The 15,989-nt window shown below is 68.2% G+C and carries 19 protein-coding genes; 13 read left to right on the plus strand and 6 right to left on the minus strand.

Going from position 1 to position 15,989, the window contains the following annotated elements:
• Nucleotides 1–15 precede the first annotated feature (15 nt).
• A complete protein-coding gene (locus tag ACORJG_RS00860) occupies nt 16–492 on the minus strand; it encodes an RNA pyrophosphohydrolase (RefSeq protein WP_427790786.1) in 477 nt (158 codons plus the stop codon).
• A gap of 78 nt (nt 493–570) precedes the next feature.
• Here ACORJG_RS00860 and ACORJG_RS00865 point away from each other — a divergent pair, with 78 nt between their 5' ends.
• The gene (locus tag ACORJG_RS00865; protein ID WP_427790787.1) at nt 571–996 is read left to right on the plus strand and encodes a Tat pathway signal protein; all 426 of its coding nucleotides are present in this window, start codon (nt 571–573) and stop codon (nt 994–996) included.
• A 34-nt stretch (nt 997–1,030) separates the two neighbouring features.
• Here the strand turns inward: ACORJG_RS00865 and ACORJG_RS00870 are convergent, their stop codons facing one another.
• Nucleotides 1,031–2,005, minus strand: a complete 975-nt coding sequence (locus tag ACORJG_RS00870; RefSeq protein ID WP_427790788.1) for an ABC transporter ATP-binding protein — start codon at nt 2,003–2,005, stop codon at nt 1,031–1,033.
• 188 nt (nt 2,006–2,193) lie between these two features.
• Between ACORJG_RS00870 and ACORJG_RS00875 the strand changes: the two genes are divergently transcribed.
• The 11 genes from ACORJG_RS00875 to ACORJG_RS00925 all read left to right on the plus strand — a co-directional run bounded on the left by ACORJG_RS00875 (nt 2,194) and on the right by ACORJG_RS00925 (nt 9,989).
• A complete protein-coding gene (locus ACORJG_RS00875; protein ID WP_427790790.1) occupies nt 2,194–2,484 on the plus strand; it encodes a hypothetical protein in 291 nt (96 codons plus the stop codon).
• A gap of 56 nt (nt 2,485–2,540) precedes the next feature.
• Entirely contained in the window at nt 2,541–2,780 is a 240-nt protein-coding gene (locus ACORJG_RS00880; protein ID WP_427790792.1) for a zinc-finger domain-containing protein, read from the plus strand.
• 13 nt (nt 2,781–2,793) lie between these two features.
• A complete protein-coding gene (locus tag ACORJG_RS00885) occupies nt 2,794–3,234 on the plus strand; it encodes a VOC family protein (protein WP_427790794.1) in 441 nt (146 codons plus the stop codon).
• Entirely contained in the window at nt 3,228–3,854 is a 627-nt protein-coding gene (locus ACORJG_RS00890; RefSeq protein ID WP_427790796.1) for a DUF6655 family protein, read from the plus strand. Before ACORJG_RS00885 ends, ACORJG_RS00890 begins: the two co-directional genes overlap by 7 nt.
• Before the next feature lie 162 nt (nt 3,855–4,016).
• Nucleotides 4,017–4,703: a nicotinate-nucleotide adenylyltransferase gene (locus tag ACORJG_RS00895; protein WP_427790798.1), complete on the plus strand. Its 687-nt coding sequence runs from the start codon at nt 4,017–4,019 to the stop codon at nt 4,701–4,703.
• A gap of 114 nt (nt 4,704–4,817) precedes the next feature.
• Nucleotides 4,818–5,252, plus strand: a complete 435-nt coding sequence (gene rsfS, locus ACORJG_RS00900; RefSeq protein ID WP_427790800.1) for a ribosome silencing factor — start codon at nt 4,818–4,820, stop codon at nt 5,250–5,252.
• Between the two features lie 4 nt (nt 5,253–5,256).
• On the plus strand, nt 5,257–5,721 hold the full coding sequence (rlmH, locus tag ACORJG_RS00905) for a 23S rRNA (pseudouridine(1915)-N(3))-methyltransferase RlmH (RefSeq protein WP_427790803.1): 465 nt from the start codon (nt 5,257–5,259) through the stop codon (nt 5,719–5,721).
• Between the two features lie 23 nt (nt 5,722–5,744).
• The gene (locus ACORJG_RS00910) at nt 5,745–6,815 is read left to right on the plus strand and encodes a murein hydrolase activator EnvC family protein (RefSeq protein ID WP_427790805.1); all 1,071 of its coding nucleotides are present in this window, start codon (nt 5,745–5,747) and stop codon (nt 6,813–6,815) included.
• A 172-nt stretch (nt 6,816–6,987) separates the two neighbouring features.
• A complete protein-coding gene (locus tag ACORJG_RS00915; RefSeq protein WP_427790807.1) occupies nt 6,988–8,409 on the plus strand; it encodes a S41 family peptidase in 1,422 nt (473 codons plus the stop codon).
• A 91-nt stretch (nt 8,410–8,500) separates the two neighbouring features.
• Nucleotides 8,501–9,742 carry a divergent polysaccharide deacetylase family protein gene (locus ACORJG_RS00920; RefSeq protein WP_427790809.1) on the plus strand — a complete coding sequence of 414 codons (1,242 nt, stop codon included), beginning with the start codon at nt 8,501–8,503 and terminating at the stop codon, nt 9,740–9,742.
• A gap of 49 nt (nt 9,743–9,791) precedes the next feature.
• Complete coding sequence (locus ACORJG_RS00925) at nt 9,792–9,989, plus strand: hypothetical protein (RefSeq protein WP_427790811.1); 198 nt, start codon at nt 9,792–9,794, stop codon at nt 9,987–9,989.
• 3 nt (nt 9,990–9,992) lie between these two features.
• Here the strand turns inward: ACORJG_RS00925 and ACORJG_RS00930 are convergent, their stop codons facing one another.
• The 3 genes from ACORJG_RS00930 to ACORJG_RS00940 form a co-directional block, all read right to left on the minus strand.
• Nucleotides 9,993–10,502: a GNAT family N-acetyltransferase gene (locus ACORJG_RS00930; protein ID WP_427790813.1), complete on the minus strand. Its 510-nt coding sequence runs from the start codon at nt 10,500–10,502 to the stop codon at nt 9,993–9,995.
• Nucleotides 10,499–11,515, minus strand: coding sequence for a biotin synthase BioB (gene bioB / locus ACORJG_RS00935; protein ID WP_427790815.1), 1,017 nt, complete (start codon nt 11,513–11,515; stop codon nt 10,499–10,501). Before bioB ends, ACORJG_RS00930 begins: the two co-directional genes overlap by 4 nt.
• Nucleotides 11,516–11,587: 72 nt before the next feature.
• Complete coding sequence (locus ACORJG_RS00940) at nt 11,588–13,081, minus strand: methyl-accepting chemotaxis protein (protein WP_427790817.1); 1,494 nt, start codon at nt 13,079–13,081, stop codon at nt 11,588–11,590.
• Nucleotides 13,082–13,299: 218 nt separating this feature from the next.
• Here ACORJG_RS00940 and ahcY point away from each other — a divergent pair, with 218 nt between their 5' ends.
• On the plus strand, nt 13,300–14,691 hold the full coding sequence (ahcY, locus tag ACORJG_RS00945) for an adenosylhomocysteinase (protein ID WP_427790819.1): 1,392 nt from the start codon (nt 13,300–13,302) through the stop codon (nt 14,689–14,691).
• A gap of 92 nt (nt 14,692–14,783) precedes the next feature.
• Here ahcY and ACORJG_RS00950 read toward each other — a convergent pair whose 3' ends face one another.
• On the minus strand, nt 14,784–15,908 hold the full coding sequence (locus ACORJG_RS00950) for a hypothetical protein (RefSeq protein WP_427790821.1): 1,125 nt from the start codon (nt 15,906–15,908) through the stop codon (nt 14,784–14,786).
• Nucleotides 15,909–15,989 lie beyond the last annotated feature (81 nt).

A 15,989-nucleotide genomic window follows, 5' to 3' on the forward strand; every position in this document is an offset into this window, starting at 1 on the left:
GACTGCGCTGGCGTCTTAGCTCAGGTGTGAGAACGCCTGCACGACCTGTTCATAGACCGGCCGTTTGAAGGGCACGATCAGGCCGGGCGCTTCTTCCAGCCGCCCCCAGCGCCAGGCGTCGAACTCGGGTTCGCCGTGGGCGTTCAGGTCGATCTCGGCCTCGCTCCCGGTGAGGCGGAAGGCGAACCATTGCTGACGCTGGCCCTTCAGTCCCTTCCAGCTCTTGGGGCTCGGCAGGCCCTCGGGGAAGTCATAGGGAATCCACTCGGTCGTGCGGCCCAACAGGGCGATGGAACGCACGCCCGTCTCTTCATGCAGTTCGCGGCGGGCGGCGGCTTCCAGGTCTTCGCCGTCGTCGACGCCGCCTTGCGGGAATTGCCAGTTCCACGGCTCGGGCGTGTCGGCGCGGCGGCCGAACCAGACCTGGCCGGCGGAGTTGAACAGGACGACCCCGACGTTGGGGCGATAGAGGGACAGATCGACAGCGTTCATGCCTTCTCGCATACGCCCCCGCACTCTCGGGGGCTAGGCGTCAACGTCCGGGAAAGGGAGCGCGTTTAGGGTGGCGTCATGGACAGACGTCATCTGATCGGCCTGACTTTCACCGGCCTGACTTTCACCGGCCTGACTCTGGGCGGCCTCGCACTGGCGAGCGCGGCGCACGCTTCTCCCGAAAAGAGCGGGGGCGGCAAGGGCGGCTATCTTTCCCTGCCCACGGCCACGGCGACGGTCCTGCGTCGCGACGGACGGCGCGGCGTGATGACGGTGGAAACGGGCCTTGATATCGCCGACGGCGCCCTGATGGAGCGGGCGCAACTGTCCCAGCCGCGTCTCAGCGCCGCCTATAATGAGATTGTCCGCATCGCTGCGGAGCGGTTGCTGCCGGATGCGCCGCCTAACGTCGAATGGCTGGTCGTCGCCTTGCAGCACGCGACGGACGCCATTCTGGGCAAGCCGGGGGCCAGGCTGCTGCTGGGCACGGTGATGGTGGCCTGAGACGACGCGGCGCTCATGGCGACATCCGCGCTTTTCAGTCCTGCGTCGGATCAGGGCGGCTCGTGTCGCCGTAGGTCATGGCCAGGAAGACGTCTTCCAGGTCCGGGTCTTCGGTGGCGATGTCCTTGATGGTCACGCCCGCCGCGCGCACGGCGGCCAGCACCTGCTCGACGCTGGATTCGCCCGTTCGATAGGTGACGACGAAGGCGCCGTTGGCGCGCGGGGCGACGGCGAAGCCGTTCAGGGTGGGAAGAGTCTCGGGCGCCGTCTCGGGCGTCACCACGACGTTGCGCGTGTCCAGACGCTTCAAGAGTTGCTGCGTCGGTTCGCAGGCCACGACCTCGCCCCGGTTGATGATGGCGATGGTGTCGCACAGCGCCTGCGCCTCTTCGAGGTAGTGGGTGGTCAGGATCACCGTCACGCCCTCTTCGTTGATCTTGCGGACGTACTCCCACAGCTGGCGGCGCAGTTCGACGTCCACGCCCGCCGTCGGCTCGTCCAGGATCAGCACGGGCGGATTGTGGACCAGAGCCTTGGCCACCATCAGGCGCCGCTTCATGCCGCCGGACAGGGCGCGGACATAGGCGTTGGCCTTGTCCGACAGGCCCAGCGCCGCCAGCAGTTCGTCAGAGCGGCGCTCATTGGCGGGCACGCCATAGAAACCGGCCTGCACCTCCAGCGCCTCGCGCGGGGTGAAGAAGACGTCGGCGACGATTTCCTGCGGCACCACGCCCAGCGCGGATCGGGCGTCGCGCGCCTCATGGTCGATGTCGCGGTCCCAGATGCGGACCGTGCCCTCGGACTTGTTCACCACGCCGGCGATGATGTTGATCAGGGTCGACTTGCCTGCGCCGTTCGGGCCCAGCAGGCCGAACATCGAGCCGCGCGGCACCGTCAGATCGACCCCGCGCAGGGCCGTTTTCGGCGGCGACTTGCGCGAGCCCTTGTAGGTCTTCTTCAGCCCCCTGACCTCGATGGCGTTGACGGGCAGGGCGGGGGCTTGGGTCATGGTGTGGACTTCAACTCGGGCAGGGTGTTTGGACGGCATAGGTAGGGCGCGCGGGACCGTTCGCCAAGGCGCTGCTGTTTGGAGGGAGACAAGGCTGCGAGACGATATGTAAATGATGCTTGACGCGACTGATCGTTGTGTCTAGCTTCCTTGTCAGAAAGACAATCTACCTTGGATGAGGACGCGCCATGACCACCGCAATCGCCCCCCGCAAAACCATGACCCGCACCCGCTTGATCGGCTTCATCGCCATGGGGTTCTGCGTCATCGGATACGCCGGTTTCACGCTCGCCCTTCTGGCGGGCAAGCTGGACTATCTGCCCATGACGCAGGCGGCGGTCATCGCGGCGGCGGCGGCCGTGATCGGCGAGAGCGGCCTGTGGGTCGGGGCGGGGTGCCTGGGGCTGACGCTGTTCAAGAAGCGCAAGGCCCTGTTCGACCGGGTGATGGGGCGCAAACTGGCGGCGACGGACGTTTGACCTGACGGTCTGGTCCGCCTAGGAACGGCGAAAGCCTTTCCAGACCGGACCGGATCATGCCTCCCCGCCATCTCGAAGCCATCATTCCTCCGCCCGAAGAAGTCGTGGTCTCGACCAAGCGCGTCGCCTGTGATGGCGGCGGCGGGGCTCTGGGCCACCCGCTCGTCTATCTGGAGATGGGCGAGGAAAGCTTCATCGAGTGCACCTATTGCGACCGCCGCTTCGTGCTGTCGGATCATCCGCACCCCGAGAGCGAATACCTCGATCCGGCGGCCCGCCCGCCCGAGGCGCACTGAGGCCGGTCGCGCCATGCGCTATCTGCATACGATGGTCCGGGTGAAGGATCTGGACGCCTCGATGCGTTTCTACTGCGACCTGCTGGGTCTGGAGGAGACGCGTCGGTCCGAGCATGAAGCCGGGCGCTTCACCCTGGTCTATCTGGCTGCGCCCGCCGACAAGGCCCGCGCCGAGGCTGAGAAATCGCCTGAGGTCGAGCTGACCTTCAACTGGGACGATCAGGATTATGACGGCGGCCGCAACTTCGGCCATCTGGCGTTTCAGGTCGACGACATCTACGCCGCCTGCCGGCGGCTGATGGACGGCGGGGTGGTCATCAACCGCCCGCCGCGCGACGGCCACATGGCCTTCGTCCGTTCGCCGGACGGCATCTCCATCGAACTGCTGCAGGCGGGCGAGCGTCTGGCGCCGGCCGAGCCCTGGGCCTCCATGCCGAACGTGGGCGCATGGTAGGGGCCCGCGCCGCGCGTCTGATCGCGCCGCTGGCCGTGCTGACGGTGCTGGCCGGGTGCGCCATGGTCACCGAGACCAATCCGGCGCGGACGGCCACCGACATGCTGTTGGTCAACCGCGCCGCCGACCGCGCGGTCGAGGGCCTGACCCTGCCGATTCCGCAGGGCGCGCGCGTCTTCGTCGACGAGACCTATTTCCAGGCCGAGAACGCCCGCTATGCGCTGAGCGCCATCCGCGCGGCCCTGTCGGAAGCGGGCTACGCCATCGTGCGCGAGCGGGGCGAGGCCGACGCCATCTTCGAGGTGCGCGCCGGGGCGCTGTCGCTGGACCAACTGCGCCGGGTGGTGGGCATTCCCGACATGCGGGTGCCGATCAATGAGAGCCTGAACGTCGTCTCCCTGCCGGAGCTGTCGCTCTATTCGAACCGCGATCGCATGGGCGTGGCCGAGTTTTCGGGCTTCCTCTACGACGCGCGCACCGGGATGCCGCTGGGCGCCGTCACGCCGATGATCGGCCAGTACAAGATCCGCAGCCACAAGGCCTTCATGATGCTGACCTGGGGCCAGCAACTGGCCCAGCCGGGCGCCCGCGATCCCGGATCCAGCTGGAAGGAATTCTAGCGCCGCGCCGCTTGCGGCGCCGTTTGGATGAACTCAGGTCTCTGCTTCGGCGCTCGCTCCGTTCGCGGAGCGAGACAGCCGCGTCTGACCGTGTTAGGGCGCAGGTGAGCATAAGGCGTTCCGGCCGCGCTCATCTGTTCGCCGCCGCCGCAAGAGACGCCCTTGTCCTTCTTCCACGCCGGTCCCGCGCCGAAAGGCTCCGGTCTTCGCCGAGGCGCCCTGCGCGACGGTCTTGATCTGGCGCCGGGGATGAAGGTCGGCCTGTTCGGCGGCTCGTTCAATCCGGCCCACGACGGCCACGCTCACGTGGCGGCCACCGCCATGCAGCGGCTGGGCCTGGACCGCGTGGTCTGGCTGGTCTCGCCGCAGAACCCGCTGAAATCCAGCCGCGACATGGCCCCCCTGTCTGAGCGCATGGCCTCGGCCCGCGCGGCGGCCGCCCGCGTCGGCCCGGCCATGATCGTTTCCGACTTCGAGACGCGGGCGGGCACGCGCTGGACCGTCGACACCCTGCGCGCCATCGTCGCGCGCCATCCTGGCGTGCAGTTCGTCTGGCTGATGGGGTCGGACAATCTGGCCGGCTTTCACCGCTGGCGGGGCTGGACCGACATCATGCGGCTGATGCCGGTGGCGGTCATCGCCCGGCCCGGCAGTCTGCTGGACAGCCGCACGGCCCCGGCCGCCGCGCGCTTCGCCCGCTATCGCGTGCCGATGGCTCAGGCGGGCCTGCTGCCCAGCCTCGAGGCGCCGGCCTGGACCTATCTGTCGGCGCCGCTGAATCACCGTTCATCGACCGCCATCCGGGCGTCCCGCACGACGCGGGGCGATGAGTCGTCGCAGGTCGGGTGACGTTTTGCGCCGGGCGTGCTAGACTGGAGTTTTAGTAAATCGCCTTGGAGCCCTCCGCTGACCCCCTCGACCGCGCACGATGCGCAAGACGCCGTTTCGAACGCGGCGCACGAAATGGACCTGATGGATTCCGTCCATTCCGAAGATGGTCAGGCCGAGGACGGCCCCAGTAGCGAAGAGCGCCAGCCCCTGCCGGTCGGCGCGACCGCGCTGGAGCAGGCCATTCTCGCCAAACTCGACGAAGACAAGGCTCAGGACATCGTCCTGATCGACCTGCGCGGCAAGAGCCCGATGACCGACGCCATGATCGTGGCTTCGGGTCGTTCGCACCGCCACGTCGGCGCCATCGCCGACCACCTGCTGCGCCTGTTCAAGGAGCAGGGGCTGGGCAAGGTGAAGGTCGAGGGGCTGCCGCACTGCGACTGGGTGCTGCTGGATGCAGGCGACGTCATCGTCCACCTGTTCCGCCCGGAAGTGCGCACCTTCTACAACATCGAGAAGATCTGGGCGGTCGACAGCGCCCACCGCGGCGGCCCCGTTCGGGGTTGACCGCATGAGGCTGGCGATCGCGGCCATCGGCAAGCCGGGCCGCGGTCCAGAGGCGACCCTGGCCGACGACTATGCCCGGCGCGCCACCCTTTCAGGGCGGGCGTTGGGCCTTGGCCCGCTCGAACTCATCGACCTTGAGCCGAAGAAGCCCGGCAAGGCGCCGGAGGCCGAGCTGTTGCTGGCAGCCGCCGAGGGGGCGCACCTGATCGCCTGCGACGAGCGGGGCCGGACCTATTCGTCGCGCGCCTTCGCCGACCACGTGGCCGCCCTGCGCGATCAGGGGGAACGGCGGCTGGTCTTCATCATCGGCGGCGCCGACGGTCTGGACGAGAGCGTACGCCGCGCAGCCCGTTCGACCCTGGCCTTCGGGCCTCAGACCTGGCCCCACGCCCTGGCGCGCGCCATGCTGGCCGAGCAGATCTATCGGGCCGTGACCATTCTGGCCGGTTCGCCCTATCATCGCGACTGATGCGGCGCGGACCCCTTCTTCTCTTGACGTCTTCCTGCCTGCTGCTGGCCCTTGCCGGGCCTGCGGCCAGCCAGCGCGCGGCCCAGTCGAACGCCGAACTGACCCGGCTTCAGGCCGAGTATCGCGATGAAACGGCGCGCGCCCGCCGTCTGCGCGCCGAGGCCGCCGCCGCCGCCGAGGAGATCGTCGATCTTGACCGCCAGTTGCGCGAACTGCGCCGCGCCGAGGCTGAAGACGACGTGCAGATGGAGGCCCAGCGCGCCCGTCTGAAGGAATTGGCCGACCGCGAGGCGTCTCTGGTCGCCGCCCTGTCGCGCGAGCGCGCCGCGCAGGGACGGCTGTTGTCGGCGCTGCAGATGATGAGCCGCAAGCCGCCGCCGCCCCTGCTGATCCCGGCCGATCAGGCGGTGGACACGGTGCGCGCCTCCATCCTGATCCGCGCCATCACGCCGGACCTGCAGGACCGGGCGACGACTCTGGTTGAACGCCAGGCGGAGATCGCGCGCATCCGCCGTCTGGCGGCCCTGTCCAGTGAGCGACTGTTCACCGTCGAAAGCGCCCAGAACGACCGCCGCGCCGAAATCGAGGGGCTGACCGCGCGCAAGACCGCCCTGCGCGCGGTCCTGCGGGCCGAGGCGGCGCGGGCCGAGCGGGCCACCAAGGCGCTGGAAGCCCGTATCCGCGAACTGGGCGGCCAGACGCCGCAGATCGCTGAAGCGCCTGAAGAAGCCCCCGCCGCCCGCCTGCCTGCGGGCCGCAGCCGCCTGACGCCGCCCATTGCGGGCACGCCGTCCCAGCGTTTCGGCGGTCGCTCGGCCGGGTGGAGCTGGCGCTCCAGCCATGAGGCGGTCGGCGCCCCGGCGGCGGGCCGCGTCGCCTACGCCGGGCCGCTGAAAGAGTGGGGCGAGGTGGTGATCCTTGATCTCGGACCCGGCTGGCGCGCCGTGATCGCCGGGCTTGACCGGCTGGAGGTCGAGACGGGGCAGCGCGTGGCGGACGGCCAGACCCTGGGCCGCACCGGCGAGGACGGAGAGGCCTATTTCGAGCTGCGGCGTCAGGAACGCCCCATCGATCCGGCGCCCTGGTTGCGCTAGGGGCGCGACTTGAGGGCGGGCGCAGATCCGCCGTGCGCCCAACTGCGCGAAATTCCTTTCAAATCGGCGCGGACGCTGTTTGTATCGGGCCAACTGTCGTGTGCGCCGTTTGCGGCGTCCGCGCCGCCCTGGACGACCGGAGCCGAGAGCGGATCCGATGGAAAGAGACCGAATGCGTAAACTGCTTCTCGTAGGCGCCGCCGCCCTGGCGCTGGGCGGATCGGCGGCGGCTGTGGCCAGCCAGACCCCGCGCAACGAGACGTTCCGTATGCTCGAGATGTTCGGCGACGTGCTGGGCATCGTCGAACAGGCCTATGTCGTCCCCGTCGACAACAAGAAGCTGATCGAGGCCGCCCTGCAGGGCATGATGACGGCGCTTGATCCGCATTCCAACTATCTGCCTGCCAAGGGGTTCGACGACCTGCGCGAGCGGACTTCAGGCGAATACTCCGGCGTCGGCTTGACCATCACCTCCGAGGGCGGGCTGGTGAAGGTCATCTCGCCGATGGACGAAAGTCCGGCGGGCCGCGCGGGCGTTCAGGCGGGGGATGTCATCAGCGCCGTCAATGGCCAGAACGCGGCCGGGCTGACGGTGTCCGAAGTGTCGGACAAGCTGCGCGGCGCCACGGGGACCAGCGTCACCATCACCTTCCTGCGCGATGGCGAGGAGCCGCGAGAGATCGTGCTGACCCGCGAGGTCATCAAGATCGAATCCGTCACCGGCCGTCTGGAAGGCGACTTCGGCTACTTACGCATCTCGACCTTCAACGAGAACACCGGCCGCGAACTGACCGAAACGATCGAGCGGCTGAAGCGCGAGAAGCCGGGCCTTAAGGGCTATGTTCTGGACCTGCGCAACAACGGCGGCGGCCTGCTGACGGCGGCTATCGACGTCTCCGACGCCTTCCTGGAGCGCGGCGAAATCGTCAGCCAGCGCGGGCGCAAGCCCGAGGACATCGAACGCTACGCCGCCAAGCCGGGCGACCTGACCGGCGGCCTGCCCATCGTGGTGCTGATCAACTACGGCTCGGCCTCGGCGTCGGAAATCGTGGCGGGCGCCCTGAAGGATCAGGAGCGGGCGACGGTCGTCGGCCTGACCAGCTTCGGCAAGGGGTCGGTGCAGACGGTGATCCCGCTGCGCGGCGGCCGCGACGGCGCCCTGTCGATCACCACGGCGCGCTACTACACCCCGTCGGGCCGCTCGATCCAGAAGATCGGCATCGAGCCGGACCTGGAGGTCGCCCGTTCCGAGGCCGAGGCGCGCATCGTCTCGCGCTCCAGCTTCATCTATTCCGAGGCGGCCTATTCGACGGCGCTGGACTCCTCTATCGGGGCCGAGCGCAAGGGACCGCACACCCCGCGTGAAGCGCCGGGCGCCGATTACGCCAAGGACAAGGACTATCAGCTGGAGCGGGCGCTGGACGTGCTGCGCGCCGGCGGCGACCTGAGCAAGCTGGCCGCCGCGCCTGAAGGCATCGTCATCACCGAGCCGGGTCAGGAAAAGGCCGAAACGACGGCTGACAAGTCGGATAAGGCGGACAAGTCGGACACGCCGACCGTCACGATCAAGCCGGACGAGCCGAAGAAGAACTGATCCAGCGGCGCGTCCCGCAAACGTGGTGAACGCGCCGTTAGGCTTTCTTAACCGGCGCAGGGGTTAACTGAGGCTGAGGGGCGCCGCGCCTGTGCGGCGCCTGCAAGCCCGAGCCGACGCCCTGACCATGTTCGCCAAGCGCCAGTCCGCCCTCGCCGCCGCCGCAGGCGCGCCGCCGGAGCCCCGGTCGCGCCTCGCCATGGATCCGGTTCTGAAAGCCCTGAAGAAGCCGCCCGTCGCGGCGGGCGCGGCCGGGGCCTTCGTCATCGCCGCCGCCGCCCTGTTCGTCGCCGTGCTGGGCGACCCGCGCGCGGGCGCGCCCACGGCCAGCGCCGTGCTGGAACGCCCCAGCGCCGCCGATATCGCCCCGACCGGCGCCGAGGCCTTCGGCTTCAGCGGTCTGGACATCTATCAGGACCTCGGCCCCATCGACCCGGCCCTGATGGGCGATGAGGGCGCAGGCATGGCGGGCGAAGCCCTGATCACCCTGCCTGACGGCGCCAGCGTGGCCTCGGGGCAGGGCTTCAGCGCCCCGGTGCGTGCGCCGTCCAACCCCCTGCCCAAGGCGCCGATTGCGGGCCTGTTCCAGCCCGGCCCCAACGGCCCTCTGCCGCGCATCGCCGCCGACGGCCGCGTTCCAGCGCAGGCCTACGCCCGGCCCTTCCGTTCGAACGGCAAGCCGATGGTGTCTCTGGTGGTCGGCGGGCTGGGCCTGAACAGCGCCACCACCCGCGCGGCGATCGAGCGCCTGCCCGCCGAGGTGACCCTGTCTTTCGTGCCCTACGCCGAGGGTCTTCAGACCTGGATCGACATGGCCCGCACTCACGGCCATGAGGTGATGATCGAACTGCCGATGGAGCCGACCGGCTATCCCGACAACGATCCCGGCCCCTATACCCTGCTGTCGAGCGGCGGCGCCGACGATGTGGCGGTCAAGCTGGACTGGCTGCTGGCGCGCGCCACCGGCTATTTCGGCGTGACCAACTATCTGGGCGACCGGTTCGCGACCTCGGACGAGGGGGTGACGGCCCTGATGACCCATCTGCGCCAGCGCGGTCTGGCCTTCCTCGACGACGGATCCATGCGTCGGCGTCCCGGCGCCTTCGCCCGCGCCAGCGCCGACCGCGTCATCGACGAAGAACAGACCCCCGCCGCCATCCTGCGCCAGTTCAACGCGCTGGAGGCCGCCGCCAAGACCAATGGCGCGGCGCTGGGAACCGGCTTCTCCTATCCCGTCACCGTCGAGGCTGCCGCCCGCTGGACGGCGGGTCTGGAGGCGCGCGGCCTGCAACTGGCGCCCGCTTCGGCGATGACCCGGCGACCGGGGCGCTAAGCTTTCATAGCGTGCGGGGATATCGTCCCGGCGTGCTAGAAGCATCGGCATGAGCATTGACGACGATCACGCCCGCGCCCCCGTTCCCGCAGACGCTGTTCCCGGCGAAACCCCGGTTCAGCGGGCGCTGCGGCTCAAGAAGGCGGCGATTGATGCACGGCCCAAGCCGCCGCTGGGCGGGCGCTTCCAGCGTGAGCAGGCGGCTCGTATCAAGAGCGGCGCCGCCCGTCCCTGGATGGCCAAATAGGCGTCAGAGCTTAAGCCGCATGGCGACGCGGTCGGTCAGTCCGTGTCTGCTCTGGGCGGCCAATGCCTCGCGCAGATAGGCGGGCGCCGCTTCTGCGGTCAGTTCGACATAGCCGAGGCGGGCGTAGAAGGGGGCGTTCCACGCGACGCTTCTGAATGTCGTCAGGGTCAGGGCCTTTAGAGCGCGGCTCTTGGCCACGTGCCGGGCCGTCTGCATCAGCGCTCGTCCCGCGCCGCGTCCCTGATGGTCGGCCGCGACGGACAGTTCAAGAACGTGCAGGTCCGCGTCATCTTCTACGGCGGCGATCAGGAAACCGACGGGCTGATCCTCTGCGTCGACGGCGACCCACGACAGGCCCTGCGCGACGGCGAGCGCATGGGCTTCAGGCCCGGCCGTGCGGTCCTCCGCCAGCCAGGCCAGATCAGGCAGGGTGCGGAACAGCGTCGCTGACGACCGCTCCACCGCGTCAAGACGCCCGATGTCCGCCTCGCGTGTCGGGCGGACCCGGATCAATGGGCGTCGCAGCCCTTGGCGGGCATGGGCTTCAGGTCCAGCAGGGCGAACAGTTTGGCGTCGTCGTCCTCTTCCGGGTTCGGCGTGGTCAGCAGCTTGCCGCCGACGAAGATGGAGTTGGCGCCGGCCAGGAAGCACAGGGCCTGCATCTCCGGCGTCATGCCCTCGCGACCGGCCGACAGGCGCACCATCGACCTGGGGCAGACCAGACGGGCGACGGCGACTGTGCGAACGAATTCGATCGGGTCGATCTCGCCTTCCTTCAGCACCCGCTCGCCCAGCGGGGTGCCGCCGACGGGGACCAGGGCGTTGACCGGCAGACTGTCGGGATGGATGGGCAGGGTGGCGAGCGCATGCAGCAGGCCCGCGCGATCGCGGCGTTTCTCGCCCATGCCGACGATGCCGCCGCAGCAGGTGTTCATGCCCGCGTCGCGGACATGCTGCAGCGTCTCCAGCCGGTCCTGATAGGAGCGGGTCGTCACCACCTCGGCGTAATACTCAGGCCCGGTGTCGAGGTTGTGGTTGTAGTAGTCGAGGCCCGCGTCCTTCAGCTGTTTCGCCTGGTCGGCGTTCAGCATCCCCAGGGTGGCGCAGGTCTCCAGACCCAGCGCCTTCACGCCCGAGATCATGGCCGCCAGCTTGGGCGTGTCGCGGTCCTTCAGCTCGCGCCAGGCGGCGCCCATGCAGAAGCGGCTGGCCCCGCCCGCCTTGGCCGCCATGGCCTCGGCGATGACGGCGGTCGGCTCCATCAGCTTCTCGGCCTTCAGCCCGGTCTTGAAGCTGGCCGACTGGGAGCAGTAGCCGCAGTTTTCGGCGCAGCCGCCGGTCTTGATCGACAGCAGTTGCGACTTCTGCACCTCGTTCGGGTCGAAGGTGCGGCGGTGCACCGTCGCCGCCTCGAACACCAGCTCCATGAAGGGGCGGGCGAACAGGGCTTCGACCTCCTCCAGCGTCCAGTCGTGGCGAGGGATCGAATAGTCGCGGGCGGGTCGGATCGAAGCGTCGTCAGCCATTGGGTCCTCCAGGGCGAGGCGCTGCTGTAACAACCTGACGCCGCCGCTCCAAGGGCGAAGAGGCGAACCGGGTTAGGCGACCAGCCGCGGTTCCGAGGGTGCGGCGCCGGGGGCGACCGGGCGGTCCAGATGGAAGCGGCCGACCTGCTGGTTCAGGCTGACCGCCTCATTGGCCAGTTGGCGGGCGGCGGCGGTGGCTTCCTCGGTCATGGCGGCGTTCTGCTGGGTGATCTCGTCCATCTCGCCCATGGCGCGGCGGACACGGGCCAAGCCGTCGGACTGCTCCTGAGCCGAGCCGGCGATGCCGCCCGCCAGCACGTCGACGGCCGAGACCTTGGCGCCGATACGCTCCAGCGCCGCGCCGGTGCGCTCGACCAGATCGACGCCGCGCGCGACCTGGGCCGAGGAGGTGGAGATCAGGGTGCGGATCTCGCCGGAGGCCTCGGACGAGCGCTGGGCCAGGGCACGCACTTCCTGGGCCACCACGGCAAAGCCGCGCCCGGCGTCGCCCGCGCGGGCGGCCTCGACCCCGGCGTTCAGCGCCAGCAGATTGGTCTGGAAGGCGATTTCGTCGATCAGGCTGGTGAAGCTGGCGATCCCGGTCGAGGATTCGGCGATGGCGTGGATGGCCGAGACGGCGTCGCCGACCACCTGAGCGGTGTCCTCAACCTCGGCGCGGGCGGCGGCCAGGGCCTCGGCGGTCTGGCGCGCGCCGTCGGCGGTCGATGCGACCTGACGGGCGATGGCGTCGGCCTCATTGACGGTGCGTTCCAGGTTGGCGGCCTGACGCTCGGTGCGGGTGGCCAGGTCTTCCGAGGCGATGGCCAGCTGGCTGGACCCGGCGCTCAGGCTCTCGACGCTGTCGGCCACGGCGCGGACGGCGGTGCGCAGGGCGCGGGTCGCAGCGTGGAAGTCGTTCTGCAGTGAGCGGTATTCCTCGGGGAAGACGTCCGGCAGCGTTACCGACAGGTCGTTGTCCGCCAGACTGTGCAGGGCGGCGCCCAGGGCGCGGACGACCTCGGCCTGACGGGCTTCGGCGGCGGCCTGTTCGGCCTGCACCCGGTCGCGTTCTTCCTGCAGGGCGTCCAGATAGATGGAAATGGCTAGGTCCATGTCCAGCATGACCCGCTGGTTCAGTTCGGCCAGGGCCTCTGCGGTGACGCGGTCGTGCGCGCGGCGGTTGGCGAACAGCTTCTTGGGCCGCTCGACGATGGTGCGGGTCAGATGCGCCAGGATGACGCTGTAGCCGCCGATGTACCAGCGCGGCTCCAGGCCGATGCGGGCGTGGACATGGCCGATGGTCCGCACCGAGGCGGCGTAGTTTTCATCGGCGCGCCCGTCGATGATGGCGTCCCAGTGGCGCTGCTGGGCGTTGCTGGCGGCGGTGATATGGCCTTCGTTCTGGAAGAAGCGGCGCGTCTCAGGCTCGGCGCGCACCTTGTCGTAGAAGGCGGCCAGCGCCAGGGGCACGGCCTGACGCAGCAGGGGGGATATGGCGCTGTATCCGGCCGTCGGCTGACCCAGGCCCATGAAGTTCATGCGACGGTCGATTTCGTGGGAAGCCATGGCGCAGTACTCGTTTCAGCGGCGGGGGAAGGGGCCGATAACCCTTGTTCGAAAGTGGGTATTCTTCCCGTTACGCTTCGATTGCGTAGATTCCCTTAACGGGCGAGCGGAACGAAACGTCCCACATATAAAGATATCCTTATGCCTTGATTGCTCCGGTCGCCGCGCCGCGCTATAGCGGCGACGATCACCCGATAGTGGCCGAAAGACATTTCAGCATGACCGACTACATCGTCCGCGACATCTCCCTGGCCGACTTCGGCAACAAGGAAATCGCCATCGCCGAAACCGAGATGCCGGGCCTGATGGCGCTGCGCGCGGAATACGGCGCCTCTCAGCCGCTGAAGGGCGCCCGCATCGCCGGCAGCCTGCACATGACCATCCAGACGGCGGTGCTGATCCAGACGCTGGAAGCCCTGGGCGCCGAAGTGCGCTGGGCTTCGTGCAACATCTTCTCGACTCAGGACCACGCCGCCGCCGCCATCGCCGCGTCGGGCACGCCGGTCTTCGCCTTCAAGGGTGAGAATCTGGTTGAGTACTGGGAATACGCCCACAAGATTTTCGAATGGGCCGACGGCGGCTATCCGAACCTGATCCTCGACGACGGCGGCGACGCCACCCTGCTGTGCGTGCTGGGTTCGAAGGCCGAGAAGGACGCATCCGTCCTGAACAACCCGCAGAATGAGGAAGAGGAAGCCCTCTTCTCGGTGATGAAGCGCTATCTGAAGGAAAAGCCGGGCTTCTACTCGGCCATCCGCGACGCCATCGGGGGCGTGTCGGAAGAGACGACCACGGGCGTCCACCGCCTGTATCAGATGGCCGAGCGCGGCGAACTGCCCTTCCCCGCCATCAACGTCAACGACAGCGTCACCAAGTCGAAGTTCGACAACCTGTACGGCTGCCGTGAATCGCTGGTCGACGCCATCCGTCGCGGCACCGACGTCATGCTGTCGGGCAAGGTGGCGGTGGTTTGCGGCTACGGCGACGTGGGCAAGGGCTCGGCGGCCAGCTTGCGCAACGGCGGCGCCCGCGTGATCGTCACCGAAATCGACCCGATCTGCGCCCTGCAGGCCGCGATGGAAGGCTATGAGGTCCAGACCCTGGAAGACGTCGCCGACAAGGCGGACATCTTCGTCACCACCACGGGCAACAAGGACGTCATCCGCGTCGAGCACATGCGCGCCATGCGCAACAACGCCATCGTCTGCAACATCGGTCACTTCGACTCGGAAATTCAGGTCGCGGGCCTGAAGAACTTCAAATGGGACAAGATCAAGGATCAGGTCCACCACATCGAATTCCCGGACGGCAAGAAGATCATCCTGCTGTCGGAAGGCCGTCTGGTGAACCTGGGCAACGCCACGGGCCACCCGTCCTTCGTGATGTCGGCGTCCTTCACCAACCAGACCCTGGCCCAGATCGAGCTGTGGACCAACGCCAAGGCCTACGACAACAAGGTCTACACCCTGCCCAAGCACCTGGACGAGAAGGTCGCCTTCCTGCACCTGGCCAAGCTGGGCGCCAAGCTGACGACGCTGAACCAGGAACAGGCCGACTACATCAATGTGCCGGTCGAAGGCCCGTTCAAGCCGGAACACTACCGCTACTAAGACCTGCTAAAGGTCTGAAAATACAGAACCCCGCCCCGTCGCCGGCGCGGGGTTTTCTTTTTCCTCCCCATGCAATGGGAGGGGCGGGCGTCTTACGCCGCCATGTCGCGTGGATCAAAGGCGTCTGCGGCCCGCCCCATCAGGCCGGTCTCGAAGTCCATGAAGATGTCGATCAGCTCGTCCACGCCGACGGGCGGCGCCTTGGGACTGAAGCGGAAGCGCCAGAAGCTGACGATGTGTTGTACCGCGCCGAGCTGGTCGCCCAGGCGGGCGAACATGGCGGGCGCTTCCAGCAGGAAGTCACGGAAGGCCACCGGATTGCCTTCGCGCGTCAGGCCAGCATAGGCGTCGTCGTAATAGCGCAGGGTGCGGCTGACCTCTTCACAGGTCTTCATGATGCGGCCGCGCAGCACGCCGCGTCCGCGCGCGATGTAATCCTTGGCCGCCTGATCGCTGGGACCGGCGGGACGGATCGTGCCGACTTCATCGGCGACATGGACGATGTCGGCCATCAGGCTGCTGAGCGCCCATTTGTAATAGAGGAAGCCTTTCCAGCAGAAGACGCCCTCCTGATACTGCTCGGGCTCCAGCTTCAGCGTCAGGCGCAGGGCCTCCAGCCGATCTCCGGGCGCGTTGGACAGGATCTTGGCGGCCATGCGGGCGGTGGAGCCCGCGGCCACCACGCTGTCGCCGACGCTGAGAGTGACCAGCGGCTCGATCTCGCTCTGGACGAAGGCCAGCATCCGCTCCAGATCCGCCTCGCTGAGGGCGAAATAGCAGGGCGCAGGGTCGACGCCGCCGCGCCGCAACTGTTCGCGCAGCAGGAAGGGGTCCAGCGACGGCAGTTGGTCCATCAGCCGCAGCGTCTTCAGGTCGGGGTGTTCGCCGTCGACGCCGAACGCCTCCTGCATGGCGCGCTCGAAGCCGATCTGGTTGACGAAGATGAAGCGGCCGCCGGTCTTCAGATCGGTGCTGTCGATCGGCACCACGATCTTGGTCGCCACCTGACGGCGGCCCGGAAAGGCGTCCGTCTCATTGCGCCGCAGCCGGTGCTTGATGATCAGGCAGCGGTTCAGCGCGGGATTGCGGAACATGGGCCGCTCGGCCCAGTCCTCGCTGTCCCGATGCTCGTCATAGACCTTGAGCAGATTCAGCACGCGCGCGGTCGAGGCGGAGCGACGCAGGTGTTCGAGGTTGCGGATGGCGCGATCAGTCATGGCGCCCACCCTGCCCGTCAAAGATGACCAACCGCTTTAGTTACAGGGGGCAAAAAAACGGGCCGCGTCCCGAAAGACGCG

The sequence above is a fragment of the Brevundimonas diminuta genome, assembly GCF_050310045.1.
Taxonomy (GTDB): Bacteria; Pseudomonadota; Alphaproteobacteria; order Caulobacterales; family Caulobacteraceae; genus Brevundimonas; species Brevundimonas diminuta_F.

Coding starts and splice junctions, on each gene's coding strand:
- ACORJG_RS00860 (WP_427790786.1), bottom strand. CDS start 492: ATGAACGCTGTCGATCTGTCCCTCTATCGCCCCAACGTCGGGGTCGTC.
- ACORJG_RS00865 (WP_427790787.1), top strand. CDS start 571: ATGGACAGACGTCATCTGATCGGCCTGACTTTCACCGGCCTGACTTTC.
- ACORJG_RS00870 (WP_427790788.1), bottom strand. CDS start 2,005: ATGACCCAAGCCCCCGCCCTGCCCGTCAACGCCATCGAGGTCAGGGGG.
- ACORJG_RS00875 (WP_427790790.1), top strand. CDS start 2,194: ATGACCACCGCAATCGCCCCCCGCAAAACCATGACCCGCACCCGCTTG.
- ACORJG_RS00880 (WP_427790792.1), top strand. CDS start 2,541: ATGCCTCCCCGCCATCTCGAAGCCATCATTCCTCCGCCCGAAGAAGTC.
- ACORJG_RS00885 (WP_427790794.1), top strand. CDS start 2,794: ATGCGCTATCTGCATACGATGGTCCGGGTGAAGGATCTGGACGCCTCG.
- ACORJG_RS00890 (WP_427790796.1), top strand. CDS start 3,228: ATGGTAGGGGCCCGCGCCGCGCGTCTGATCGCGCCGCTGGCCGTGCTG.
- rsfS (WP_427790800.1), top strand. CDS start 4,818: ATGGACCTGATGGATTCCGTCCATTCCGAAGATGGTCAGGCCGAGGAC.
- rlmH (WP_427790803.1), top strand. CDS start 5,257: ATGAGGCTGGCGATCGCGGCCATCGGCAAGCCGGGCCGCGGTCCAGAG.
- ACORJG_RS00915 (WP_427790807.1), top strand. CDS start 6,988: ATGCGTAAACTGCTTCTCGTAGGCGCCGCCGCCCTGGCGCTGGGCGGA.
- ACORJG_RS00925 (WP_427790811.1), top strand. CDS start 9,792: ATGAGCATTGACGACGATCACGCCCGCGCCCCCGTTCCCGCAGACGCT.
- bioB (WP_427790815.1), bottom strand. CDS start 11,515: ATGGCTGACGACGCTTCGATCCGACCCGCCCGCGACTATTCGATCCCT.
- ACORJG_RS00940 (WP_427790817.1), bottom strand. CDS start 13,081: ATGGCTTCCCACGAAATCGACCGTCGCATGAACTTCATGGGCCTGGGT.
- ahcY (WP_427790819.1), top strand. CDS start 13,300: ATGACCGACTACATCGTCCGCGACATCTCCCTGGCCGACTTCGGCAAC.
- ACORJG_RS00950 (WP_427790821.1), bottom strand. CDS start 15,908: ATGACTGATCGCGCCATCCGCAACCTCGAACACCTGCGTCGCTCCGCC.